Consider the following 22,234-nt stretch of genomic DNA (forward strand, 5'->3'; position numbering starts at 1 on the left):
AGGGGGGGGGGGGGGGGGGGGGGGGGGGGGGGGGGGGGTGGTGGGGGGGGGGGTGGGTGGGGGGGGTGGGGGGGGGGGGGGGGGGGGGGTGGTTGGGGGGGGGGGGGGGGGGGGGGGGGGGGGGGGGGGGGTGTGCGGGGGGGGGGGGGGGGGGGGGGGGGGGGGGGGGGGGGGGGGGGGGGCCCCCCCCCCCCCCCCCGCTGGGGTGGGGTGATGCGTGCCTGCGCTCGGGTCAAGGGGTCACAGGCGGGGTGGTACGGGGTGGTAGGGGGTGGGCGTGCCCGACCGTTGATACGCGCCGGGCGGGCCGTACGACTCAGACGTTCGCCGCCGCCCGACGGCGCACGACCACGAAGCCGAGCACCGCGGCCGCGGCGGTGGCCGCCGCGCCGGACGCGACCAGGAACGCGTGGTCGCCGCCCTGCTGCCCGAGCTCCGCGCCGGCCGCGACGCCGCCCTTGGGAACGACGGTGGTCTGCTTGCCGTGGGCGGCCGGGGCCGGGGTGGTCTGCTCGGTGCACTTCTCGGGCAGCTTCGGGAAGGCGACGTACGCGTACGGGGCGTCGCCGCCCTCGCTGCGCTGGCCGAACTTCGGCGTGTAGGTGTCGGCGCCCGTGATCTTCAGGCCGTAGCGGCCGTCGACCGGGTGCTGCCGGTCGGCGGTGCCGGCCACCGCGCCCTTGTCGGTGATCAGGACGGCCCGGGGGCCCTTCGCCTTGTCGTTGACCAGCGTGACGGTCCAGTTCGGGAAGACGGAGGCGAACTCCTGGCGGACGGTGCAGCCCGTGACCTTCGGCTGGGTGAGCGGGGTGCCGGCCGCCGGCGTGGGCTTGCCGTCGCCCTCGTCGCCGATCCAGGTGGCGCGCAGGCTGCCGTCCCAGCTGAGCGAGACGCGGATCTCGCCGCCGAAGTCGGCCTCGTCGCGCGTCTTCTTCTGGTCGACCTTGAGCGTGCCGACCTCCTTCTCGCCCTGGAGGATCTTGGCGGTGAAGATGCCTCCGTCCTTGACGTAGACGAGGCCCTTGTAGCCGTGGCCGAGGTCCTGGCGCTTGAACAGCTTGCCGAGCTCACCGCCGTCCTCGGAGCCGTCGTCGACGACGACCGCCGAGATGTCGCCGTTGCCCTTGAGGGTGATCTCGACGCCCTGGACGACCCGCGTGTCCTGGGCCTTGGCGCCCGGGGCGGTGCCCGCCCGCAGGGAGACCATCAGGTCCTCGTCGCCCTTGAAGATCCGGGCGGTGTAGAGGCCCGGCTCCACCTGGTGGACCTTGGCGACGAGGCCGTTGACCAGCGGGACGTCGTGGTCGGGCGTGGCGGGCACAGCGGGCGCCGGGGCGGCCGGCTTCGGCGCGTCCGCGGCGAAGGCCGCTCCGGCGGTGAGGGCCGGGGTGAGGGCCACGCCGGCGACGACGGCGGTGGAGAGGGCGGTGCGAAGGGCGTTGCGCATGACGACTCCTGTGAAGACAGGTGGATGGAGGAAAGAGCCGCATGCCCGCTGATGTGTCTCGTCCGGGTGGGGCCGTAGGAGTTCCCGCTGGCTGCTGAGAAAGAATTTAATGATCTTGTATGCGGGACCTGTCCGCTCCATGTCACGGGGCTGTGACAGCCGTCACGGGCACACGTGTCCACCAGCGCGTTCACCCCCGCGAACGCTGCGTTCGCCACCGTGAAGAAGGTGCCCCCTGTACACGCCGCTACGCGCGTAGATATGCTCGACTGGTGACCATGCCCACCACTGCCTCCGCAGCAGCGGCTTTCGCCGACGTGACCTCGTCCGACAGCTCGCTGCGCCGCTTCCTCCACGGGCTCCCCGGTGTGGACCCCGTGGGTCTCGAAGCGCGCGCCGCGTCTCTCGGCACCCGTTCGATCAAGACGACGGCCAAGGCGTACGCCATCGACCTGGCCATCTCGATGATCGACCTGACGACGCTCGAAGGCGCGGACACCCCGGGCAAGGTCCGGGCGCTCGCCGCCAAGGCCGTCAACCCCGATCCGACCGACCGTTCGACCCCGACGACCGCCGCGGTCTGCGTCTACCCCGACATGGTGGCCACCGCCAAGGCCGCCGTCGCGGGCTCCGGCGTCAAGGTCGCCTCCGTCGCCACCGCCTTCCCGGCCGGCCGGGCCGCCCTGCCCGTCAAGCTCGCGGACACCCGCGACGCGGTCGCCGCCGGCGCCGACGAGATCGACATGGTGATCGACCGCGGCGCCTTCCTGGCCGGCGACTACCTGAAGGTCTACGAGGAGATCCGGGCCGTGAAGGAGGCCTCCGGGGCCGCCCGGCTCAAGGTGATCTTCGAGACCGGCGAACTCTCGACGTACGACAACATCCGCCGCGCCTCCTGGCTCGGCATGATGGCGGGCGCCGACTTCATCAAGACCTCGACCGGCAAGGTCGCGGTCAACGCCACCCCGGCGAACACGCTGCTGATGCTGGAGGCGGTCCGCGACTTCCGCGCCCAGACCGGCGTCCAGATCGGCGTGAAGCCCGCCGGCGGCATCCGCACCTCCAAGGACGCCATCAAGTTCCTGGTCCTGGTCAACGAGACCGCGGGGCCGGACTGGCTGGACAACCACTGGTTCCGCTTCGGCGCCTCCAGCCTGCTCAACGACCTGCTCATGCAGCGTCAGAAGCTGGCGACCGGCCGCTACTCCGGCCCCGACTACGTGACGGTGGACTGATCGACATGACCTCCCCCTTCGAATACGCACCCGCGCCCGAGTCGCGCTCGGTCGTCGACATCGCGCCCAGCTACGGCCTGTTCATCGACGGCGAGTTCACCGAGGCGGCCGACGGCAAGGTCTTCAAGACCGTCTCCCCCGCGACCGAGGAGGTGCTCTCCGAGGTCGCCCAGGCCGGCGCCGAGGACGTCGACCGCGCGGTGAAGGCGGCCCGCAAGGCCTTCGAGAAGTGGTCCGCGCTGCCCGGCTCCGAGCGCGCCAAGTACCTCTTCCGGATCGCCCGGATCATCCAGGAGCGCAGCCGCGAGCTGGCCGTCCTGGAGACCCTGGACAACGGCAAGCCGATCAAGGAGACCCGCGACGCGGACCTCCCCCTGGTCGCCGCGCACTTCTTCTACTACGCGGGCTGGGCCGACAAGCTCGACCACGCCGGCTTCGGCGCGAACCCGAAGCCGCTGGGCGTGGCCGGCCAGGTCATCCCGTGGAACTTCCCGCTGCTCATGCTGGCGTGGAAGATCGCCCCGGCCCTCGCCACCGGCAACACGGTCGTCCTGAAGCCGGCCGAGACCACCCCGCTGACCGCCCTGTTCTTCGCGGACATCTGCCGCCAGGCCGGGCTGCCGAAGGGCGTCGTCAACATCCTTCCCGGCTACGGGGAGACGGGCGCCGCGCTGGTCGCGCACCCGGACGTCAACAAGGTCGCCTTCACCGGCTCCACCGCCGTCGGCAAGGCCATCGCGCGCCAGATCGCCGGCACGGACAAGAAGGTCACCCTGGAGCTGGGCGGCAAGGGCGCCAACATCGTCTTCGACGACGCGCCCATCGACCAGGCCGTCGAGGGCATCGTCAACGGCATCTTCTTCAACCAGGGCCAGGTCTGCTGCGCGGGCTCCCGCCTCCTGGTCCAGGAGTCGATCCACGACGAGCTGCTCGACTCGCTCAAGCGCCGGCTGAACACGCTGCGCTTGGGCGACCCGCTCGACAAGAACACCGACATCGGCGCGATCAACTCCTCCGAGCAGCTGGCCCGGATCACCTCGCTGGTCGACCAGGGCGAGGCGGAGGGCGCCGAGCGCTGGACCGCGGCCTGCGAGATCCCGGCGGCCGGCTACTGGTTCGCCCCGACGGTGTTCAGCAAGGTCTCGCAGGCGCACACCATCGCCCGCGACGAGATCTTCGGCCCGGTGCTTTCGGTGCTGACCTTCCGTACGCCGGACGAGGCGGTCGCCAAGGCCAACAACAGCCAGTACGGCCTGTCGGCGGGCATCTGGACGGAGAAGGGCAGCCGCATCCTCGCGGTCGCCAACAAGCTCCGGGCGGGCGTCGTCTGGGCCAACACGTTCAACAAGTTCGACCCGACCTCGCCGTTCGGCGGCTACAAGGAGTCGGGCTTCGGCCGCGAGGGCGGCCGCCACGGTCTGGAGGCTTACCTCGATGTCTGAGAAGTCCGAGCAGCGACTGAGTGTCCTCAAGACCTACAAGCTGTACATCGGGGGCAAGTTCCCCCGCTCCGAGAGCGGCCGGGTGTACGAGGTGACGACGAAATCATCAGCCGCTGACGCGGCGGGCAAGGGCAAGTGGCTGGCCAACGTCCCGCAGTCGTCCCGCAAGGACGCCCGTGACGCGGTCGTCGCGGCGCGCAAGGCGTTCGGCGGCTGGTCGGGCGCCACGGCGTACAACCGCGGCCAGATCCTCTACCGCATCGCCGAGATGCTGGAGGGCCGCCGCGAGCAGTTCGTGCGCGAGGTCGCGGACGCGGAGGGCCTTTCGAAGTCCAAGGCCGCGGCGGTCGTGGACGCGGCGATCGACCGCTGGGTCTGGTACGCGGGCTGGACGGACAAGATCGCCCAGGTCGTGGGCGGCGCCAACCCGGTCGCGGGCCCGTACTTCAACCTGTCGACCCCGGAGCCGACCGGCGTCGTGACGGTCCTGGCCCCTCAGGAGTCGTCCTTCCTGGGCCTGGTGTCGGTGATCGCCCCGGTCATCGCCACCGGCAACACGGCGGTCGTCGTGACCAGCGAGAAGGCCCCGCTGCCCGCGCTGTCCCTCGGCGAGGTGCTGGCCACCTCCGACCTGCCGGGCGGCGTGGTCAACATCCTGTCCGGCAAGGCGTCCGAGATGGGCCCGCACCTGGCGGCCCACCAGGACGTCAACGCGATCGACCTGACGGGCGCGGGCGCGGACCTGGCGCGCGAGCTGGAGATCGCGGCGGCGGACAACCTCAAGCGCGTACTGCGCCCCCGCTCCGTGGACTTCACGGCCGACCCGGGCACGGACCGCATGACGGCCTTCCTGGAGACCAAGACGGTCTGGCACCCGACCGGCTCGCTGGGCGCGAGCGGGTCGGCGTACTAGAGGTTCAGGAACGCCGAACGGCCCCCGGGTTCGAAGCCCGGGGGCCGTTCTGTCATGCCCGCCCGCGTTCCACCAGGCCGGCCACCCCGTCGAGCACGCACTCCAGGCCGGTCTCGAACAGCCACCCGGCGTCGTCCTTGCGGGCCGCGGCCCGCGTGTAGCGGCGGTAGGTGGGATAGCGGCCGGTGTTCATCAGGTACTCCATCTGCGGTGCGAGGCCCCGTCGGGTGTCGTCGCCGCTCTCCCAGCCGTTCTCCGCCATGTACTGGCCGAGCGCCGCCTCCGACTGGGTCGCTCCGTGCACGTACGCGTGGACGGTCCGGAACACGGCCATCATCGCGTCCTCGTCCAGACCGAGGCCGTCCAGGGACGCCAGCTGACGCTCCGCACCCGCCATCCGGTTCGGGGTCAGCGCGAACAGCGGCGCGGGCATCTGGGCCAGCCAGGGGTGCCGCAGCATCATCGCGCGCGTCCGCTGCGCGTGCACCCGCAGCGTCTCGCGCCAGCCGGAGAGCTCTCCGGGCCCGTCGAGCTCGGCGGAGACCTGGTCGACCATCAGCGCCCACAGGTCCTCCTTGCCGGAGACGTGCCGGTACGCGGCCATGGGCGCGACGCCCAGCTCGGTCGCGATCCGCCGCATCGTCAGGGCGGCGAAACCCTCCCGATCGGCGAGCTCGACGGCGACCGCCGCGATGCGCTGCGGGGTCAGCGACGCCCGGGGCGAGGCCGCCGGCCGGTCCAGGCGCTCCCACAGCGAGACCTCGCCCGGCTCCTGCTCGTCTTCCTTCGCCACTTCGGCCTCCCTCTCCTTGCGTACAGCGTATGCGGAGTAGACGGCGTACACATCGATGTGTACGTTGTACGCCTCAGCGTGTACGTCGTACACATCACCTTTTCCAGGGGGAACCATGAGCTCGCCGCTGCGCCTCGCCGTCATCCAGGGCTCCACCCGCGAAGGCCGCCTCGGGCCCGTCGTCGCGAACTGGCTGCGCACCCACGCGGACGCCCGCCCGGACATGACCGTCGACCTGATCGACCTCGCGGAGACCCCGCTGCCCACCGTCTTCCCGCAGCTCGGACAGGCCCCGGCGGACCAGGCGGACCGCGCCCTGCTGCGCGCGGTCTCGCCCCGGCTCGCCGCCGCCGACGCCTTCGTCGTCGTCACCCCGGAGTACAACCACAGCTACCCGGCGGCCCTGAAGAACGCGATCGACTGGCACAACCGGGAGTGGCACGCCAAGCCGGTCGCATTCGTCGCCTACGGCGGATTCTCGGCCGGCCTGCGCGCGGTCGAGCATCTGCGCGGGGTCTTCGCCGAACTGCACGCCGTCACCATCCGCGAGGCCGTCGGACTCCAAGGCGTCTGGGGGCAGTTCGACGCCGACGGCAAGGCGACCGACCCGGCCGCGGACGCCGCCGCGAAGTCCATGCTCGACCAGCTCGCCTGGTGGGGCGAGGCGCTGCGCGACGCCCGCGCCAAGAAGCCCTACACCGCGTGAGGGGCCCGCGCCATGACGACCACCGCAAGCACCGCACCCGCCGCGACGGCGACGCCCCCGAACTCCGGCCGCATCCCCTACCTGGGCGTCTCCGGCCTCATGCTGGGCATCGTCCTCGGCACCCTCGACGGCACCGTCGTCGGCACCGCCCTGCCCACCATCGTGGGCGAACTCGGCGGCCTCGACCGGCTGTCCTGGGTGGTCACCGCGTACCTGCTCACCGCCGCCGTCGCCACGCCCCTGTGGGGCAAGTTCGGCGACCTGTACGGGCGCAAGGGCGCCTACCTCTCCGCCGTGGTCGTCTTCCTCGCCGGCTCGGTCCTCTCCGGCCTCGCCGCGACCATGGACCAGCTCATCGCCTTCCGCGCCCTGCAGGGCATCGGCGCGGGCGGGCTGATGGTCGGCGCGTTCGCCCTGATCGGCACGTTGGTCTCGCCCCGGGACAGCCCCAGGATCCAGGCGATCACCGGGGCGATGCTGCCGGTCGCCTTCGCCGGCGGCCCGCTGCTCGGCGGCTTCCTCACCGACCACTACAGCTGGCGCTGGGCGTTCTACGTGAACCTGCCGGTCGGCCTCGCCGCCGTGCTGCTCGTCGCCCTCACCCTGCGCGTACGGACCCCGCGCGTGCGCGCCCGGGTCGACTGGGCGGGCGCCCTGCTCCTGACCGCCGGCACCCTCGCCCTCACCCTGCTCGCGAGCTGGGCGGGCACCTCGTACTCCTGGACGTCACCGCGGATCCTCGTCCTGGGCGCGGTCGCCGTGGTGGCCCTCGCCGCCCTGGTACGGGTGGAGCGGCGCGCCGAGGAACCGGTCCTCCCGCCCCGGCTGTTCGCCGGACGCAACTTCACCGTGGCTCAGATCCTGAGCTTCCTGGTCGGCGCGGGCATGCTCGCGGCGATGAACTACCTGCCTCAATACCTGCAGTTCGTGCGCGGCAGGTCCTCGACGGCGAGCGGCCTGCTGCTGCTCCCGATGATGCTCGCCATGGTCGCGGTCCAGGTGACCACCGGCCGGATCATCGCCCGCACCGGCCGCTACCGGGTGTACCCGATCCTCGGCGGGGCGCTGATGACCGCGGGCGCGCTCGCCCTGCTGCTGCTTCGCGTGGACACGCCCACGGCCCTCGCGTCCGCGCTCACCGTCGTCATCGGCGCGGGCATGGGCTTCCTGATGCAGTCGACGATGCTCATCACGATGTACGGCGCGCCGCCGCGCGACATGGGCGCGGCGAGCGGCACGGTCACCCTGGTCCGCACGATCGGCGGCTCGCTGGGCGTCGCCGTCCTCGGCGCGGTCTTCACCGCCCGCCTGGGCGGCGTCGACCCGAACCTGACCCCCGAGCAGGCGCATGCCCTGCCCGGACCGGCGCGGGAGGCCTTCCGGGCGGCCGTGACAGACGGCCTGCACGGGGTCGCGGCGGGCGTCGCCGTGCTGGCCGCGATCGCGTTCGTGGTCGCCTGGTCGGTGCGGGAGGTCCCGCTGGACCGGGCGACGGACGGGTCCTGAGCCCTGGACGGGCCGGCCTCAGAGCGGAAGCAGCCCCGTCGCCTCGCCGACGACCGGGAGGGTGCCCAGCGAACCGCCCTTCGTGACCGGGTCGGTGGCCATGGTCGTGCTGACCGGCTGGAAGTCGGCGACCTGCGTGCCCACGCCGTTGTCCAGCGGGTCCACGCCGGTGTTGGCCAGCGGGTCGAGCTGCAGGTCCTTCACCGGGGCGACGGCGTACGGGAGGGCGTCGACGACGCCCTGCGCGGCCTCTGTGGTGTCGGAGCCGGCCAGCGTGCCCACGGGCAGCGGCACCGGCGCCGTGGCGGCCTGGGCGGCCCCGCCGAGGCCCAGCACCGCGCCGGCGGCGGTGACCGTCAGGCCTGCCGTGCGGAGAAGGGAGCGGCGGGGCGAGGTGGCGGCGTGGCGTGCCATGGGGATCCCCTGTCGATCGGGTAACGGGAAGGGCACCGAGCGTAGTTCCGGTGTGATGCTGGATACCAACGGCCGCCTGGAGTGGTCCCCTGAACGGGGTAATGCTTCACACTGGTGTCCCGTGAGTTCCCAACCGATTCCGACTCGTGTCGTCCTGCTCGCGGGCCCTTCCGGCTCCGGCAAGTCGTCCCTCGCCGCCGTCGCCGGCCTTCCGGTGCTCCGCCTCGACGACTTCTACAAGGAGGGCGACGACCCGACCCTCCCCCTCGTCGACGGTGCCGCCGACATCGACTGGGACTCGCCGCTCTCCTGGGACGCCGACGCCGCGGTCGCCGCGATCACCGAGCTGTGCCGCACCGGCCGCACCGAGGTCCCGGTGTACGACATCGCCACCAGCGCCCGGGTCGACCGGGAGCGACTGGACATCGAGCGCACCCCGCTGTTCGTCGCGGAGGGCATCTTCGCGGCCGAGATCGTCACCCGCTGCCAGGAACTGGGCGTGCTGGCCGACGCGCTGTGCCTGCGCGGCCGCCCCTCGACGACGTTCCGCCGCCGGCTGCTGCGGGACCTCAGGGAGGGCCGTAAGTCGGTCCCGTTCCTGCTGCGCCGCGGCTGGCGGCTGATGCGCTCCGAGCGTTCGATCGTCGCCCGGCAGACCGCGCTGGGCGCGCACCCGTGCGCCAAGCACGAGGCCCTGGGCCGCCTCGCGGCCGCGGCGGCGGGCCGCCACCGCTCGGCGACCACCGCCGCGTAGCGGGAAGGGACCCGCGCACAACACGACGCGGGGCGGACAAGACCCCCCGGCTTGTCCGCCCCGCGCTTTCGTACCCCCGTACGTCCCCCGTACGTCCCCCGTACGTTCCCCCCGTGTCTCCCCCGTGTCCCCCCGTTACCTGCTCCCCCGTGCGGGTACCCCCGTGTCCCCCGTGGGTTCCCGCGACCTTCAGGCCACCAGCTCGCCGAAGGACTCCTCCTCGTCACGGCCGAAGGCCAGCACCTCGTCCTCGCGCAGTCGCCGCAGCGAGCGCCAGATGCTCGACTTCACCGTGCCGACACTGATGTCCAGGATCTCCGCGATCTCCGGATCGGTCCGGCCCTCGTAGTACCGCAGCACCAGCATGGTGCGCTGCAGTTCGGGCAGCCGGGCCAGCGCCTGCCAGAGCACCGTGCGCAGCTCGGTGCCGCGCATCGCGTCGGTCTCGCCCACCGTCTCCGGCAGCTCCTCCGTCGGGTACTCGTTGAGCTTGCGCCGGCGCCAGGCGCTGATGTGCAGATTGGTCATGGTGCGACGCAGGTAGCCGCCGACGGCCGCCTTGTCGCTGATCCGGTCCCAGGCGCGGTACGTGGAGAACAGCGCGCTCTGGAGCAGGTCCTCGGCCTCGAAGCGGTCGCCGGTCAGGTGGTAGGCGGTGGCGTACAGGGAGGCGCGACGTTCCTGGACGTAGGCCGTGAACTCGGCCTCCGACAGGCTCGTACGCTCCCCCTGCACCTCCCCGTACGCCGCTCCCCCGTCAGCCACGGCCGCCATGTACGGCGCCTTGCGCTGACGTCCGACGGTCGTCCGAACGCACCCCCGTCCGTTCGTCACACCGCCGGACTCCTTCACGCTCCGTACGGTGTGGAGTCGCGTGACAACTGCGCTTGAGGTGGTGCTGTGCAGTGCGTTCATCTCGCGCCCCCCATCGGTCGGAGTCTGCTTCGGTCCGTGTGCAAATGAGCTTGCCCGCGCCACTTCATGGCGGTGTCCGTCGACTGTCACAGGCGTGTCACAGGGGAGAGGTCGTACGAAGGTGTCGTACTGGAGAACGGTCACGGTCGAACTCCGGCGGCCCATGCGCCAGAATGACCCGGTGCCTTTCCTGTTGCTGATCGAGGACGACGACGCCATCCGCACGGCCCTCGAGCTCTCGCTGACCCGCCAGGGCCACCGTGTGGCCACCGCGGCGTCCGGTGAGGACGGCCTGAAGCTGCTGCGCGAGCAGCGGCCCGACCTGGTCGTGCTGGACGTGATGCTGCCCGGAATCGACGGCTTCGAGGTGTGCCGCCGGATCCGGCGCACCGACCAGCTGCCGATCATCCTGCTCACCGCGCGCAGCGACGACATCGACGTGGTGGTGGGCCTGGAGTCGGGCGCCGACGACTACGTGGTGAAGCCCGTGCAGGGCCGGGTGCTGGACGCCCGGATCCGGGCCGTGCTGCGCCGCGGCGAGCGCGAGTCCACGGACTCCGCCGCCTTCGGGTCGCTGGTGATCGACCGTGCGGCCATGACCGTGACGAAGAACGGGGAGGACCTGCAGCTCACGCCGACCGAGCTGCGGCTGCTCCTCGAACTGAGCCGGCGGCCCGGACAGGCCCTGTCGCGGCAGCAGTTGCTGCGGCTGGTCTGGGAGCACGACTACCTGGGCGACTCCCGGCTCGTCGACGCCTGCGTGCAGCGGCTGCGCGCCAAGGTGGAGGACGTGCCGTCCTCGCCGACCCTGATCCGTACCGTGCGCGGTGTGGGCTACCGGCTGGACGTCCCTGCGTGAGGAAGGGGATATTCGCCGGCCTGCGGCTGACCAGTCTGCGACTGCGGCTCGTCGTGGTCTTCGCGCTGGTCGCGCTGACCGCCGCCGTGTCCGCGTCGGGGATCGCGTACTGGCTCAATCGCGAGGCGGTGCTGACGCGCGTCCAGGACGGGGCGCTGAACGACTTCCGGCGGCAGATGCAGAACCGGGTGGCCGGGATGCCGCTGCGGCCGAGCGCGGACGAACTGCGCATCACCGCCGAGCAGATGGCGGGGAGCGGCGCCGGGTACAGCGTGCTGCTGCTCGGCGAGCGGGACGCCGGCAAGCCGATCATCGGCGCCTCCGACCCGGACGCCTTCACGCTGGCCGACGTGCCCGCCTCGCTGCAGGAGGCCGTCAACACCGAGCGGAAGATCACCGAGACCAACGCCTACCCGTACCACCTGTTCTGGCAGCGGACGCAGGCCGGCGGCAAGCCGTACCTGGTCGGCGGCACGCGGATCGCGGGCGGCGGGCCGACCGGCTACATGTTCAAGTCCCTGGAGGCCGAGCGGGCGGACATGAACTCGCTGGCCTGGTCGCTGGGGATCGCGACGGCGCTGGCCCTGATCGGATCGGCGCTGCTCGCGCAGGCCGCGGCGACGACCGTGCTGCGGCCGGTGCACCGGCTCGGCGAGGCGGCGCGGCGGCTCGGCGAGGGCAAGCTGGACACCCGGCTGCGGGTCTCCGGCACGGACGAACTCGCCGAACTGTCACGGACGTTCAACGTCACGGCCGAGTCGCTGCAGAAGAAGGTCGCGGACATGAGCGCGCGGGAGGAGGCGAGCCGCCGGTTCGTCGCCGACATGTCGCACGAGCTGCGCACCCCGCTGACCGCGCTGACCGCCGTGACCGAGGTCCTGGAGGACGAGCAGGACGATCTCGACCCGATGATCGCGCCGGCGGTGGCGCTGGTGGTCAGCGAGACGCGGCGGCTGAACAACCTGGTGGAGAACCTGATGGAGGTGACCCGCTTCGACGCGGGCACCGCCCGCCTGGTCCTGGACGACGTGGACGTCGCCGACATGGTGACCGCCTGCATCGACGCGCGGGCCTGGCTGGACGCGGTCGAACTGGACGCCGAGCGCGGGATCATGGCGCGGCTCGACCCGCGCCGGCTCGACGTGATCCTGGCGAACCTGATCGGCAACGCGCTCAAGCACGGCGGCTCGCCGGTGCGGGTGGCGGTGCGGACCGAGGACGAGGAACTGATCATCGAGGTGCGGGACCACGGTCCGGGGATCCCGGAGGCGGTGCTGCCGCACGTCTTCGACCGCTTCTACAAGGCGAGCGCCCAGCGGCCGCGGTCGGACGGCTCCGGCCTCGGACTCTCCATCGCCATGGAGAACGCGCACATCCACGGCGGCGACATCACCGCCGCCAACTCCCCGGACGGCGACGGCGCGGTGTTCGTGCTGCGTCTGCCGCGGGACGCCTCGGAGATCGCCGACACGGAGGACAGGGACCAGTGAGGTCGGGTACGGGGCGGGCCCTGGCGCGCGTGGCGACGGCGGTCGCCTGTGCGGCGCTGCTCGCGGGCTGCGGGATCCGGACGACGTCGGTGCCCGTGGACGCGGGGGCGGCGCCCTCGCGGGCCGCGTGCAGCGTGGACACGCCGCAGCCGCAGACGCGGCCGGGGACGCCGCTGCGGGTGTACCTGGTGTGCGGCTCGCAGCTGGAGGCCGTGGACCGCCGGACGAACCTGCCGGAGCAGCGGGTCTCCGGCAACCGGGTCGCGACGGCGTCGGCGCTGCTGGTGGAGCTGCAGCTCGATCCGTCGGACGCGGAGCGCACGGCCGGGTTCAGCACGGCCGTGAAGGGACCGCTGGTGGTGACCGGCGGCCGGGGAAGCGATCCGAAGGACACGCTGCGGCTGAGCCGGCAGCCGGAGGACCTCACGCCGATCGCGCTCTCGCAGATCGTCTGCACCTTCGCCGAGAGCCCGGCCGGCGGCGCGGGCCGCACGGTCCTGCTCGGCGGCCCGGGCGCGTACCCCCTGCACCGCTACCGCTGCACCGAACAGCTCAAGGCCCGCCCGGACGCGGCGGCCCCGACGGTCGCCGCGACGGCGACGCCGGGGGCCGGTTCCGGTTCCCCCGCGGAGTCCTGAGAGGCACGGAACCGATTCCGGCGGTGGGCGCGTCTTGGGTCACGTGCAGCGTCAAGGTACGGGCGGCAGTGCCGCCATCCACTTCCGCGGGGCGAGGTTCGTCCTCCTCCTCGCGCATCTGCTGCTCGTGGCGTGGCTGACGCTCCGCCCGCTGGACGTGCCGTGGGTGACGGCCCCCAATCTGGAGCCGCTGGCCGGCATCCGCGCCGACCTGGCGCTGGGCCCGGCGCAGGCCGTCCGGCACATCGGCGAGCAGCTGCTGCTGCTCGCCCCGCTCGGGGTCCTGCTGCCGCTGGCCGACGGGCGGCTGAACGTGTCGACGTGGGCGTCGTTCGCCCGCACGGTCACCGCGGGGGCGATGTTCTCGCTGGCCATCGAGCTGCTGCAGACGAGCGTGCCGGGGCAGGTCGTGGACGTGGACTCGCTGCTCCTGAACACCGCCGGCGTGGCGCTCGCGCATCTGCTGGTCGTCCCGGCCGGCCGGGCGCTGCTGCGCCGCCGGGCGGGCCGCGCCTCCGCCCCGGGCGGCAGCCGGACCCGGGTGCGGACCCTGCTGCGGGAGGAGACGCCCCAGGGGGCGACCCCGACGATTCCCAGGGTCGGGATCGCACCATAGACCGACGCTTTGTCCCCTCCCGGCGGCCACCATGGAGTCATCGGGAGCCCGACGGAGCGGCTCCCCGTGAAGAAGGAGCCCACCATGGCCGCACTTGTCCGCCCTCGCGAAGGACGCATGATCGGCGGAGTGTGCGCGGGTCTGGCGCGGCGCTTCGGCATGTCGGCGACCACGATGCGGGTCATCTTCCTGGTCTCGTGCCTGCTGCCCGGTCCGCAGTTCCTCATCTACCTCGCCCTGTGGGTGTTCCTGCCCCAGGAGAAGAACCCCTCGACGGCCTGGTGAGCCGGCACACAGCCGTGGGGCACACGCCCGTCACGGGTGTGTGCCCCACGGATGGGCGCGGTGGGCGTCAGCCGATCGGCAGGCCGCCCGGCAGACCGCCGAGTGCGCCGCCCGCCAGACCGCCGAGCGCGCCGGTCGGCAGCGCCGAGTTGGTGGCCAGGCCGTTGACCGGCAGGCCGCCGAGCAGGGGGCCCAGCGGGGACTGGGCGAGCGCGTTCGGGGCGGTCTGGGTGACCTGCTGCGCGGCGGAGTCGCTCGCCGCCGGCAGGTTCTCCGCGGCCGAGCCGACCGCGCCCTCGCCCGCGGTCAGGGAGTCGGCGGCACCGGCCGGCAGCTCGGTGAGGCCGTCCGCCACCGGCAGGGCCTGCACGGTGTCCAGGGCGCCCGCGGCGTCGTGGGTCATGGGCGCGGCGGAGGCGCCTCCGGCGGCAGCGGCGGCGAAAGCGGCACCGAGAGCGGCGACACCGAGCGTCTTGGCAGACTGCTTCATCGAGAAATCATCCTTGGGGGATCGGAGAAACCCGGACTCGAGGAATCTGGGAATGATGAGCGGCTCTGCAACCTAGCCAGCGGAACGTGACCGCCGCAAACATCTCGGGGCGACCGGAATTCGTGTCTCCCGGCTGTCCCGATCCCCTCCGAACTGCGCTTACTCAGCCTGCCGTCGACGCGGAACCGCTGGTCGCAGCGGTCTGCCGGAACAGCCATTCGGATTTCAGCTCGGCATAACCGGGCTTGATGACGTCGTTGATCATGGCCAGTCGTTCATCGAAAGGAATGAACGCTGATTTCATCGCATTGACGGTGAACCACTGCATGTCGTCGAGCGTGTAACCGAATGTCTCGACCAGGTGCTCGAACTCGCGGCTCATGCTGGTGCCGCTCATCAGCCGGTTGTCGGTGTTGACCGTGGCCCGGAAGTGCAGGGTGCGCAGCAGGCCGATGGGGTGCTCGGCGTACGAGGCGGCGGCGCCGGTCTGCAGGTTGGAGGTGGGGCACAGTTCCAGCGGGATGCGCTTGTCGCGCACGTACGCGGCGAGCCGGCCGAGCCGCACCTCGCCGTCCTCGCCGACCTCGATGTCGTCGATGATCCGCACGCCGTGGCCGAGCCGGTCGGCGCCGCACCACTGCAGGGCCTGCCAGATGGACGGCAGCCCGAAGGCCTCGCCGGCGTGGATGGTGAAGTGGTTGTTCTCCCGCTTCAGGTACTCGAAGGCGTCGAGGTGCCGGGTGGGCGGGTAGCCGGCCTCGGCGCCGGCGATGTCGAAGCCGACGACGCCGGAGTCCCGGTAGCGGTTGGCGAGTTCGGCGATCTCCAGGGCGCGGGCCGCGTGCCGCATGGCGGTGAGCAGTGCGCCGACGCGGATCCGGTGCCCGGCCTCACGGGCCCGGCGCTCGCCCTCGCGGAAGCCCTCGTTGACCGTCTCGACGACCTCCTCGAGGGTCAGCCCGGCCTCCAGGTGCTGCTCGGGGGCGTAGCGGACCTCGGCGTACACGACCCCGTCCTCGGCGAGGTCCTGGGCGCACTCGGCGGCGACGCGGAAGAGGGCCTCGCGGGTCTGCATGACGGCGCAGGTGTGCGCGAAGGTCTCCAGATAGCGCTCCAGGGAGCCGGAGTCGGCGGCCTCGCGGAACCAGACGCCGAGCTTGTCGGGCTCGGTCTCGGGCAGTCCGTCGTATCCGGTCTCGCGGGCGATCTCGATGATGGTGCCGGGACGCAGTCCGCCGTCGAGGTGGTCGTGGAGCAGCACCTTCGGGGCACGGCGGATCTGGTCCGCGGTGGGAACGTGGGGAGTCTGGCTCGTCATTTCCGCACTGTAGCCCCTACGCGCGTAGATCACCTCCTCTCAACTCGCTTGTCGATACGTAACAGTGACCGCACGTACGGATGGCGTACACCTCTGCTTCTGAGACTGTTCTGCCATGGCCCAGTTCGCACTCGTAGGAACGTCCGGCGGCCGGCGACCCCGGCTCGGGCGGCCCGTCGGCGCCTCGCGCACGGAGACCGCGGTCGGCGGCGTGGTGCTGCTGCTGCCGGACGGCGTGCCCGCTTCCGGGCGGGGGCCGTCCGTACGGGCGCACGCGGCCGCGCTGCCGCTGGGCCGGCGGCTGGTGCGGGCGGGACGCTCCGAGGGGCTCGTGGCGCACGTGGTGGGCTACCGGGGGCGCGGCTGGAACGGGGCGGACGCGCGGCTCGCCGAGGACGCCGAGTGGGCGGTCACGGAGGCGGTACGGCGCTACGGGGACGTCCCGGTGTGCCTCGCGGGGCACGGCATGGGGGCACGGGCGGCGCTGCGGGCCGCGGGGCATCCGGCGGTCGGCGCGGTGCTCGCGATGGCGCCCTGGCTGCCGGAGGACGACATGGCGGCCGAGCCGGAGCCGGTGCGGCAGCTGGTCGGGCGGCGGGTCCTGATGGTGCACGGCACCAACGACGCGCGTTCGGACCCGGAGCTGTCCTACCGGCTCGCGGAGCGGGCGAAGAAAACGAACCGCGAGACCTGCCGGTTCGAAGTCCACTCGGACGGGCACGCGTTGCGCCAGCACCACGACGAAGTGCTGTCGCTGGCCGCGGACTTCGTGCTCGGCTCCCTGTTCGCCCGGCCGTACGCGCGGCCGGTCGCGGACGCGCTGGCGGCCCCGCCGCCGCTGGGGCTGCGGATGCCGCTGGCGGCGGGCTTCGGACGCTCGCTGCGGCCGTAGGCGGACCGTACGGGACTACTGCCCGCCGCGGTCCCACTCCGGGAGCAGGGTGCCGCGCTTGCTCAGCAGGAACTTCTTGAAGGCGGCCACCGGGGGCGTGTCCGGGTGGCCGTCCAGCCAGGCCACGCCGATCTCGCGGACCGCGCGCGGGGCCGTCACGTTCAGCTCGACGACACCGGGCCGGGCCACGGCGGGCGGCGGCAGCAGTGCCACGCCGAGGCCCGCGGCGACCAGACCGCGCAGGGTCTCGGCCTCCTCGCCCTCGAACGCGACCCGGGGTTTGAAGCCGGCCTCGGCGCAGAGGTCGTCGGTGATGCGGCGCAGCCCGTAGCCGGGCTCCAGGGTGACGAAGGTTTCGTCGGCGGCCTCCGCGAGCCGCACCCGCTTGCGCCCGGCGAGCCGGTGGTCGTCCGGCACCACCAGACGCAGCCGCTGCTCGTCGAGCCGGCGGGCCACCAGGTCGGGGGCGTCCGGCACCGGGGAGGTGAGGCACAGGTCGAGGTCGCCGGCGCGCAGCCGCTCGATCATGGCCTCGCCGTAGTTCTGCACGAGGGTGAAACGGACCCGGGGGTGGTCGACCCGGAAGGCCCGGATGAGGCCGGGCACGGTCTCGGAGCCCATGGTGTGCAGAAAGCCGAAGGCGACCCGGCCGGCCGTCGGGTCGGCGTCGGCGCGCACCGAGTCGGCGGCCTTCTCCACCTCCGCGAGGGCGCGTTCGGCGGAGGCGAGGAAGGTGCGGCCCGCCGGGGTGAGCGCGACGGTGCGGCCACGGCGGGCGAACAGGGCGACGCCCAGGTCCTCTTCGAGCCGGACCATGGCCCGCGACAGCGTCGACTGCGGCACGCCGAGGTCGGCGGCGGCGCGGGTGACGTGCTCGTGCCGGGCGACGGCGGCGAAGTACGCGAGCCGCGGCGCGAGCAGCAGGCCCATGTCTTCTTCGTTACTGTTCGGTGACAGGCGAGGCTGTGACCTGTACTCATGCACCATGGGAACGATTAAAGCCGTTCCGTGCATTGGACGCATCAAACGGCACCGGCCTACGGTCGACGCATGCCTCCTGCCAGTACCAAGGCGGCCGCCACCGACGCGGTCGCCGACACCCGCCTTTCCCCCGGCCGCCCCGGTCACCGCCGGATGAGCCTGGCGCTCTTCGCCGCGGGAGTGGCCGCCTTCGCCCTCCTCTACTCCACCCAGGCCCTGCTGCCCGCCGTCTCCGCGGAGTTCGGGGCCACCGCCTCGTCCGCGTCCTGGACGGTGTCCGCGGCCACCGGCGCGCTGGCGCTGTGCGTGCTGCCGCTGAGCGCCCTGTCCGAGCGCTTCGGCCGCCGCCCGATGATGACGGTCTCGCTGGTCGTCGCGGTCGTGGTGGGCCTGCTGGTCCCGTTCGCGCCGAGCCTGGAGTGGCTGGTCGCGCTGCGCGCCGTGCAGGGCGCGGCGCTGGCCGGGGTGCCGGCGTCGGCGATGGCGTACCTGGCGGAGGAGGTGCGGCCGAAGGCCCTGGTCGGAGCGATCGGCCTGTTCGTGGCCGGCAACTCGATCGGCGGCATGAGCGGCCGGATCGTCACCGGCTGGGTGGCCCAGCTGTGGGGCTGGCGCGCGGCGCTGGCCGCGGTCGGCGTGCTCGCGCTGCTGTGCGCGGTGGCGTTCCGGCTGCTGCTGCCGAGGGCCCGGCACTTCACGCCCGGTTCGCTGAACCCGAAGGCGCTGGGGCGGACCGTGCGGACTCACCTGGCCGATCCGCTGCTGATGCGGCTGTACGCGATCGGCGCGCTGTTCATGACGGTCTTCGGCGCGGTGTACACCGTGATCGGCTACCGCCTCGTCGAGGCGCCGTTCTCGCTGCCGCAGGGCGTCGTCGGTTCGATCTTCCTGGTGTACCTGGTCGGCACGGTCTCCTCCGCGGCGGCCGGGAAGCTGGTCGGACGGATGGGCCGGCGGGGCGCGCTGTACCTGGCGGTGGGCACCACCGCGGCCGGTCTGCTGCTGTCGCTGTCGGACTCGCTGGCCGCGGTCCTCGCGGGCCTGGTCCTGATCACTGCGGGCTTCTTCGCCGGGCACGCGGTCGCCTCGTCGTCCGTGAGCCGGACCGCGAAGACCGGCCGGGCGCAGGCCTCGGCGCTGTACCAGTCCGCGTACTACCTGGGCAGCAGCGCGGGCGGCACGCTCGGCGCGCTCGCGTACCACCACGGCGGCTGGTCCGGCACGGTGCTGCTCGGCCTGGTGGCGGTGCTCGGCGTCGTGTCGATCACTCTGTACGGCACGCACGCGGCGCGCGTCGAGGAACGGCAGGCGCGCCCGGTCCACCGGGGCGTGCACGGGGTTCACGGTGCGAACCGGACCCCCGCTGTCAGTGGGCTGCGGTAGCTTCGGTTTCATCGGCGTCGAGCGGCGCCGTGGGGGCACGTTGGGGTGAACGCGATGAGCGATCTGGCGACGACCGATGATCTGGACGCCCGGCTGGAGCAGTACCGAAGGGAGCTGACGGGCTACTGCTACCGGATGCTCGGCTCCGCCTTCGAGGCGGAGGACGCGGTGCAGGACACCATGGTCCGCGCCTGGCGGAGCATCGACTCCTTCGAGGGCCGCTCCAGCCTCCGCTCCTGGCTGTACCGGATCGCCACCAACGTCTGTCTGGACTCGCTGAGCGCGGGGAACCGGCGGGCCCGGCCGATGGACCTGACGACGGCGACGCCGGTGGCGCAGGCGCGGCTCAACGAGCGGCCGGAGATCACCTGGCTGGAGCCGGTGCCGGACGGCCGGGTGCTGCCGTCGGTCGCCGACCCGGCGGAGACGGCGGTGGCGCGGGAGTCGATCCGGCTGGCGTTCGTGGCGGCGCTGCAGCACCTGCCGCCGAAGCAGCGGGCGGTGCTGATCCTGCGCGAGGTGCTGGCCTGGAAGGCCGCCGAGGTCGCCGAGCTGCTCGGCACCACGGTCGCCTCCGTCAACAGCGCGCTCCAGCGGGCCAGGGCGACGCTCGCCGAGCAGACGCCGACGGCGTCGGACACGGCGAACCCGCTGGACGAGGAGCAGCAGCAGCTCCTGGAGCGCTATGTCACGGCCTTCGAGGGCTACGACATGAAGGCGCTGACCGCGCTGCTCCACGAGGACGCGACGATGTCCATGCCGCCGTACGACCTGTGGCTGCGCGGCCACGACGACATCGTCGGCTGGATGCTCGGGGTCGGCGAGGTCTGCCGCGGCTCGAAGCTGGTGCCGACGGTGGCGAACGGCTCACCGGCGTTCGCGCACTACCACCCGGACCCGGAGGGCGGCTTCAGCCCGTGGGCCCTGATCGTCCTCGAACTCTCCGACGGGAAGATCGGCGAGATGTCGTTCTTCCTGGACACCAAGCGCTGGTTCCCGCTGTTCGGCCTGCCGGACCGTCTGGAGGCCTGACACTCACAGCAGGATCCCGTCGAGCCCCAGCAGGACCAGGAGCAGCCGCAGCTCCCGGCCCGCGCCGCGGAAGCGCAGCGTGTGCCCCAGCCGGCCGGCGGTGAGCCGGAGCCGGGCGAGCGCCTCCACGACGGCGAGATCGGCCTGCGCGAGCGCGCCGACGTCGCACACGAGCTCGCCGGGATCCAGGCCGGCGAGCCGGCACTCCAGCTCGGCGCAGAGCCCCGGCACGTCGGCGTGGCCGATCCGGCCGGAGACGTGGAGAACGGGCGGTTGAGTGGTGTCCACACCTAGGAGACCCGCGCCGGTCCCCGAACTCATCGGTGTCCGAGGCGCCGCCTAGGCTCGGCCCATGACGAACGGCTTCGACTGGTCCCGTGTCTTCCACGCGTACGGCACGGCGACGGACACCGGGCAGGTCCTGGCGGGCCCGCTGGCGGACGCGCGCGAGCACCTGTGGTCGGCGATCCTGCACCAGGGCACGGTCTGGCCGGCGACGCCGGAAGTACTGCGGATCGTCGGGGGACGGCTGCGCGAGGCCCCGGCGCTCGGCCTCGCCTTCGTACGGGACGTGGCGTCCTCGGTGAACGCAGGCGACGAGGCGGCGACGCTGCGCGCGCAGGTGGCGGCCGCGCCGACGGCGGAGTGGACCGCCGCGTACGTCGCCGCCGACGAGGACGACCAGGTCGACCTGTGGGACGACGACACCGGCAACCTGGTGCTCCTGGGCGCGGCCCTGGACTGCTGGGACCTGCTGCCGGAGCTGCTCGACCCGGTGGCGGAGTTCCTGGAGGACCCGGACCCGCAGGTGCGGACCCACGCGTGGGCGGCGGCCGCGAGGCTGCTCAACCACCCGGGGACCGCGTCCCGCAGGCCGGAGCTGCTGACCCGGCTGGCGCGGCTCGCCGCGGCGGCGGAGTCGGTGGAGGAGCGCGCCTCGCTGGTGATGGACCTGGGCGGGCTCGGCGGCGACCCGGCGCCGTTCCTGGCGGACGAGAGCCCCCTCGTACGCTGCGCGGCCGCGATGAGCCCGCCGCTGGCGGAGCACCCGGCGGCGCAGCAGGAGCTGCTGCGGATGGCGGCGACGCCGACGGATTTCGACGCCCTGAAGGGCCTCCCCCGCTTCGAGGGCGAGCCCCCGCGCTGGACGCTGATCGCGGTCCTGTCCCGCCGCCCGGTCGCCCCGTCGGCCCTCTACGAGCCCGCCCTCGCCGCCCTCCCCCACGCCTTCCGCCTCGCCCCCTGCCCGGACCTGGGCCCGTACCTGGAGATCCTGTTCCCGACCGGCTGGCCGGAGCAGGCGACGGCCGAACAACGGGGCCTGGCCCGGGAGTTGGCGGCCCGGGACGACCTGTGGGCCCCGACGAACGGCAACCGCAGGATCACCCTGCGCGGCCTGGGCCTGCCGGAGGACCGGGAGACGTGGCGCGCGCTCAGCTGACGGGGAACTCGGCGGTGTCGAGGGTGAGGTCGAAGGGGGCGGGAATCTGGATCTTCTCGCCGAACGGAACCGCGCGCAGCACGCGGTAGACGTCGTCCTTCGGCTCACCGTAGAGGGTGACGGTAGGGCCGCCGGGGGCGTACGCGTCGATGAGCAGGTATAGGGGGACGCCTGCCTCGGCGTACGCAGCCGCCTTCATGATCCGGTCGTGGTTCGCGTTCGAGGGGGACGTGACCTCGGCGACCAGCAGTGCCGGCTCGGCCGGGATGTAGTACCCCGGCCGGCCGTCCGCAGCCTCCGCTGGAACGACCACGAGGTCGGGGATGAACATGCCCAGTCGGGACGCGACGGCGATGGACTGGGTCTGGAAGACCTCCCAGTCGTCCGGAATCACGGAGTGCAGGCGTCGGTGCACCCTGGACGCCGCAAGGTTGTGCCGGACAGTGGGCGACGGTGACACGGTGATGATCCCCTCGATGATCTCCACCTTGCAGCCCTCGGGCCAGTCCATCGTCTCCCAACGGCGGACGAGGTCCTCCCAGCCGTTGCCCCAGTGGGGCTCAGGCTCGGCGGCGAGTGCGCTCATGGTGTGCTCCTCAGTCGGTCGTCACCGATCCCAGCATGCCCAACGGGGCCCGCGAGGGTCCACCGGTCGCGTTCGCTCGAACGGGTTCTCGTAAAGTG

At 72.6% G+C, this 22,234-nt stretch carries 24 protein-coding genes; 15 read left to right on the top strand and 9 right to left on the bottom strand.

The genetic code is table 11. From position 1 onward, the window contains the following. Window positions 1-316 precede the first annotated feature (316 nt). The gene (locus ACGFMM_RS12020; RefSeq protein ID WP_393645649.1) at window positions 317-1,447 is read right to left on the bottom strand and encodes a hypothetical protein; all 1,131 of its coding nucleotides are present in this window, start codon (window positions 1,445-1,447) and stop codon (window positions 317-319) included. Between the two features lie 278 nt (window positions 1,448-1,725). Here ACGFMM_RS12020 and deoC point away from each other — a divergent pair, with 278 nt between their 5' ends. The 3 genes from deoC to ACGFMM_RS12035 are packed head-to-tail and all read left to right on the top strand — an operon-like array spanning window position 1,726 to window position 5,037. After that, on the top strand, window positions 1,726-2,682 hold the full coding sequence (gene deoC, locus ACGFMM_RS12025) for a deoxyribose-phosphate aldolase (RefSeq protein ID WP_393646283.1): 957 nt from the start codon (window positions 1,726-1,728) through the stop codon (window positions 2,680-2,682). A gap of 5 nt (window positions 2,683-2,687) precedes the next feature. After that, complete coding sequence (locus ACGFMM_RS12030) at window positions 2,688-4,124, top strand: aldehyde dehydrogenase family protein (RefSeq protein ID WP_393645651.1); 1,437 nt, start codon at window positions 2,688-2,690, stop codon at window positions 4,122-4,124. After that, entirely contained in the window at window positions 4,117-5,037 is a 921-nt protein-coding gene (locus ACGFMM_RS12035) for an aldehyde dehydrogenase family protein (RefSeq protein ID WP_393645653.1), read from the top strand. Before ACGFMM_RS12030 ends, ACGFMM_RS12035 begins: the two co-directional genes overlap by 8 nt. Before the next feature lie 52 nt (window positions 5,038-5,089). Here ACGFMM_RS12035 and ACGFMM_RS12040 read toward each other — a convergent pair whose 3' ends face one another. Further along, window positions 5,090-5,830 (bottom strand): TetR/AcrR family transcriptional regulator, encoded by a 741-nt coding sequence (locus ACGFMM_RS12040; protein WP_393645655.1) that lies wholly within the window; start codon window positions 5,828-5,830, stop codon window positions 5,090-5,092. Window positions 5,831-5,945: 115 nt separating this feature from the next. Here ACGFMM_RS12040 and ACGFMM_RS12045 point away from each other — a divergent pair, with 115 nt between their 5' ends. Both ACGFMM_RS12045 and ACGFMM_RS12050 read left to right on the top strand, forming a co-directional pair. Then, on the top strand, window positions 5,946-6,536 hold the full coding sequence (locus ACGFMM_RS12045) for an NADPH-dependent FMN reductase (protein WP_393645657.1): 591 nt from the start codon (window positions 5,946-5,948) through the stop codon (window positions 6,534-6,536). 12 nt (window positions 6,537-6,548) lie between these two features. Beyond that, window positions 6,549-8,042, top strand: a complete 1,494-nt coding sequence (locus ACGFMM_RS12050) for an MDR family MFS transporter (protein WP_393645659.1) — start codon at window positions 6,549-6,551, stop codon at window positions 8,040-8,042. An 18-nt stretch (window positions 8,043-8,060) separates the two neighbouring features. On the opposite strand, the gene ACGFMM_RS12055 is transcribed toward ACGFMM_RS12050, so the two are convergent. Continuing rightward, a complete protein-coding gene (locus ACGFMM_RS12055) occupies window positions 8,061-8,456 on the bottom strand; it encodes a hypothetical protein (RefSeq protein WP_393645661.1) in 396 nt (131 codons plus the stop codon). Between the two features lie 55 nt (window positions 8,457-8,511). On the opposite strand from ACGFMM_RS12055, the gene ACGFMM_RS12060 reads away from it, so the two are divergent. After that, window positions 8,512-9,210 carry a uridine kinase gene (locus ACGFMM_RS12060; protein WP_393645663.1) on the top strand — a complete coding sequence of 233 codons (699 nt, stop codon included), beginning with the start codon at window positions 8,512-8,514 and terminating at the stop codon, window positions 9,208-9,210. 189 nt (window positions 9,211-9,399) lie between these two features. Here ACGFMM_RS12060 and ACGFMM_RS12065 read toward each other — a convergent pair whose 3' ends face one another. After that, window positions 9,400-10,125 (bottom strand): SigE family RNA polymerase sigma factor, encoded by a 726-nt coding sequence (locus ACGFMM_RS12065; protein ID WP_393645665.1) that lies wholly within the window; start codon window positions 10,123-10,125, stop codon window positions 9,400-9,402. Window positions 10,126-10,306: 181 nt separating this feature from the next. On the opposite strand from ACGFMM_RS12065, the gene afsQ1 reads away from it, so the two are divergent. From afsQ1 to ACGFMM_RS12090, 5 genes are all read left to right on the top strand, one after another. Further along, complete coding sequence (afsQ1, locus tag ACGFMM_RS12070) at window positions 10,307-10,984, top strand: two-component system response regulator AfsQ1 (protein ID WP_393645667.1); 678 nt, start codon at window positions 10,307-10,309, stop codon at window positions 10,982-10,984. Then, window positions 10,981-12,474, top strand: a complete 1,494-nt coding sequence (locus tag ACGFMM_RS12075; RefSeq protein WP_393645669.1) for an ATP-binding protein — start codon at window positions 10,981-10,983, stop codon at window positions 12,472-12,474. The genes afsQ1 and ACGFMM_RS12075 overlap by 4 nt, the downstream gene beginning before the upstream one ends. Next, a complete protein-coding gene (locus tag ACGFMM_RS12080) occupies window positions 12,471-13,112 on the top strand; it encodes a hypothetical protein (RefSeq protein ID WP_393645671.1) in 642 nt (213 codons plus the stop codon). The genes ACGFMM_RS12075 and ACGFMM_RS12080 overlap by 4 nt, the downstream gene beginning before the upstream one ends. Window positions 13,113-13,155: 43 nt before the next feature. Next, the gene (locus ACGFMM_RS12085) at window positions 13,156-13,728 is read left to right on the top strand and encodes a VanZ family protein (protein ID WP_393645673.1); all 573 of its coding nucleotides are present in this window, start codon (window positions 13,156-13,158) and stop codon (window positions 13,726-13,728) included. An 84-nt stretch (window positions 13,729-13,812) separates the two neighbouring features. After that, a complete protein-coding gene (locus ACGFMM_RS12090; protein ID WP_393645675.1) occupies window positions 13,813-14,013 on the top strand; it encodes a PspC domain-containing protein in 201 nt (66 codons plus the stop codon). Between the two features lie 67 nt (window positions 14,014-14,080). Here the strand turns inward: ACGFMM_RS12090 and ACGFMM_RS12095 are convergent, their stop codons facing one another. Continuing rightward, window positions 14,081-14,503, bottom strand: coding sequence for a hypothetical protein (locus ACGFMM_RS12095; RefSeq protein WP_393645677.1), 423 nt, complete (start codon window positions 14,501-14,503; stop codon window positions 14,081-14,083). Window positions 14,504-14,666: 163 nt separating this feature from the next. Further along, on the bottom strand, window positions 14,667-15,821 hold the full coding sequence (locus ACGFMM_RS12100; RefSeq protein ID WP_393645679.1) for an adenosine deaminase: 1,155 nt from the start codon (window positions 15,819-15,821) through the stop codon (window positions 14,667-14,669). Between the two features lie 115 nt (window positions 15,822-15,936). On the opposite strand from ACGFMM_RS12100, the gene ACGFMM_RS12105 reads away from it, so the two are divergent. Further along, entirely contained in the window at window positions 15,937-16,713 is a 777-nt protein-coding gene (locus ACGFMM_RS12105; RefSeq protein ID WP_393645681.1) for an alpha/beta hydrolase, read from the top strand. Window positions 16,714-16,728: 15 nt separating this feature from the next. Here ACGFMM_RS12105 and ACGFMM_RS12110 read toward each other — a convergent pair whose 3' ends face one another. Continuing rightward, the gene (locus tag ACGFMM_RS12110; protein WP_393645683.1) at window positions 16,729-17,700 is read right to left on the bottom strand and encodes a LysR family transcriptional regulator; all 972 of its coding nucleotides are present in this window, start codon (window positions 17,698-17,700) and stop codon (window positions 16,729-16,731) included. A gap of 63 nt (window positions 17,701-17,763) precedes the next feature. On the opposite strand from ACGFMM_RS12110, the gene ACGFMM_RS12115 reads away from it, so the two are divergent. Further along, on the top strand, window positions 17,764-19,077 hold the full coding sequence (locus ACGFMM_RS12115; RefSeq protein WP_393645685.1) for an MFS transporter: 1,314 nt from the start codon (window positions 17,764-17,766) through the stop codon (window positions 19,075-19,077). 54 nt (window positions 19,078-19,131) lie between these two features. Then, complete coding sequence (locus ACGFMM_RS12120; RefSeq protein ID WP_393645687.1) at window positions 19,132-20,109, top strand: sigma-70 family RNA polymerase sigma factor; 978 nt, start codon at window positions 19,132-19,134, stop codon at window positions 20,107-20,109. 3 nt (window positions 20,110-20,112) lie between these two features. Here the strand turns inward: ACGFMM_RS12120 and ACGFMM_RS12125 are convergent, their stop codons facing one another. Next, window positions 20,113-20,397, bottom strand: a complete 285-nt coding sequence (locus tag ACGFMM_RS12125) for an STAS domain-containing protein (protein WP_393645689.1) — start codon at window positions 20,395-20,397, stop codon at window positions 20,113-20,115. A 64-nt stretch (window positions 20,398-20,461) separates the two neighbouring features. Between ACGFMM_RS12125 and ACGFMM_RS12130 the strand changes: the two genes are divergently transcribed. Continuing rightward, window positions 20,462-21,550, top strand: coding sequence for a hypothetical protein (locus ACGFMM_RS12130; RefSeq protein WP_393645690.1), 1,089 nt, complete (start codon window positions 20,462-20,464; stop codon window positions 21,548-21,550). On the opposite strand, the gene ACGFMM_RS12135 is transcribed toward ACGFMM_RS12130, so the two are convergent. Then, window positions 21,543-22,136 carry a Uma2 family endonuclease gene (locus ACGFMM_RS12135; protein ID WP_393645692.1) on the bottom strand — a complete coding sequence of 198 codons (594 nt, stop codon included), beginning with the start codon at window positions 22,134-22,136 and terminating at the stop codon, window positions 21,543-21,545. The two genes, ACGFMM_RS12130 and ACGFMM_RS12135, sit on opposite strands and share 8 nt — an antisense overlap. Window positions 22,137-22,234: the final 98 nt, after the last annotated feature.

Source organism: Streptomyces sp. NPDC048604 (genome assembly GCF_043199435.1).
Lineage (GTDB): Bacteria > Actinomycetota > Actinomycetes > Streptomycetales > Streptomycetaceae > Streptomyces.

What these genes read in the sequence shown, in the direction of transcription:
- ACGFMM_RS12095 (WP_393645677.1), bottom strand. Translation starts at nt 14,503, where the DNA reads ATGAAGCAGTCTGCCAAGACGCTCGGTGTCGCCGCTCTCGGTGCCGCT.
- ACGFMM_RS12135 (WP_393645692.1), bottom strand. Translation starts at nt 22,136, where the DNA reads ATGAGCGCACTCGCCGCCGAGCCTGAGCCCCACTGGGGCAACGGCTGG.
- deoC (WP_393646283.1), top strand. Translation starts at nt 1,726, where the DNA reads ATGCCCACCACTGCCTCCGCAGCAGCGGCTTTCGCCGACGTGACCTCG.
- ACGFMM_RS12020 (WP_393645649.1), bottom strand. Translation starts at nt 1,447, where the DNA reads ATGCGCAACGCCCTTCGCACCGCCCTCTCCACCGCCGTCGTCGCCGGC.
- ACGFMM_RS12120 (WP_393645687.1), top strand. Translation starts at nt 19,132, where the DNA reads ATGAGCGATCTGGCGACGACCGATGATCTGGACGCCCGGCTGGAGCAG.
- ACGFMM_RS12055 (WP_393645661.1), bottom strand. Translation starts at nt 8,456, where the DNA reads ATGGCACGCCACGCCGCCACCTCGCCCCGCCGCTCCCTTCTCCGCACG.
- ACGFMM_RS12060 (WP_393645663.1), top strand. Translation starts at nt 8,512, where the DNA reads ATGCTGGATACCAACGGCCGCCTGGAGTGGTCCCCTGAACGGGGTAAT.
- ACGFMM_RS12035 (WP_393645653.1), top strand. Translation starts at nt 4,117, where the DNA reads ATGTCTGAGAAGTCCGAGCAGCGACTGAGTGTCCTCAAGACCTACAAG.
- ACGFMM_RS12115 (WP_393645685.1), top strand. Translation starts at nt 17,764, where the DNA reads ATGCCTCCTGCCAGTACCAAGGCGGCCGCCACCGACGCGGTCGCCGAC.
- ACGFMM_RS12090 (WP_393645675.1), top strand. Translation starts at nt 13,813, where the DNA reads ATGGCCGCACTTGTCCGCCCTCGCGAAGGACGCATGATCGGCGGAGTG.
- ACGFMM_RS12110 (WP_393645683.1), bottom strand. Translation starts at nt 17,700, where the DNA reads ATGGTGCATGAGTACAGGTCACAGCCTCGCCTGTCACCGAACAGTAAC.
- ACGFMM_RS12065 (WP_393645665.1), bottom strand. Translation starts at nt 10,125, where the DNA reads ATGAACGCACTGCACAGCACCACCTCAAGCGCAGTTGTCACGCGACTC.
- ACGFMM_RS12050 (WP_393645659.1), top strand. Translation starts at nt 6,549, where the DNA reads ATGACGACCACCGCAAGCACCGCACCCGCCGCGACGGCGACGCCCCCG.
- ACGFMM_RS12045 (WP_393645657.1), top strand. Translation starts at nt 5,946, where the DNA reads ATGAGCTCGCCGCTGCGCCTCGCCGTCATCCAGGGCTCCACCCGCGAA.
- ACGFMM_RS12030 (WP_393645651.1), top strand. Translation starts at nt 2,688, where the DNA reads ATGACCTCCCCCTTCGAATACGCACCCGCGCCCGAGTCGCGCTCGGTC.
- ACGFMM_RS12105 (WP_393645681.1), top strand. Translation starts at nt 15,937, where the DNA reads ATGGCCCAGTTCGCACTCGTAGGAACGTCCGGCGGCCGGCGACCCCGG.
- ACGFMM_RS12100 (WP_393645679.1), bottom strand. Translation starts at nt 15,821, where the DNA reads ATGACGAGCCAGACTCCCCACGTTCCCACCGCGGACCAGATCCGCCGT.
- ACGFMM_RS12130 (WP_393645690.1), top strand. Translation starts at nt 20,462, where the DNA reads ATGACGAACGGCTTCGACTGGTCCCGTGTCTTCCACGCGTACGGCACG.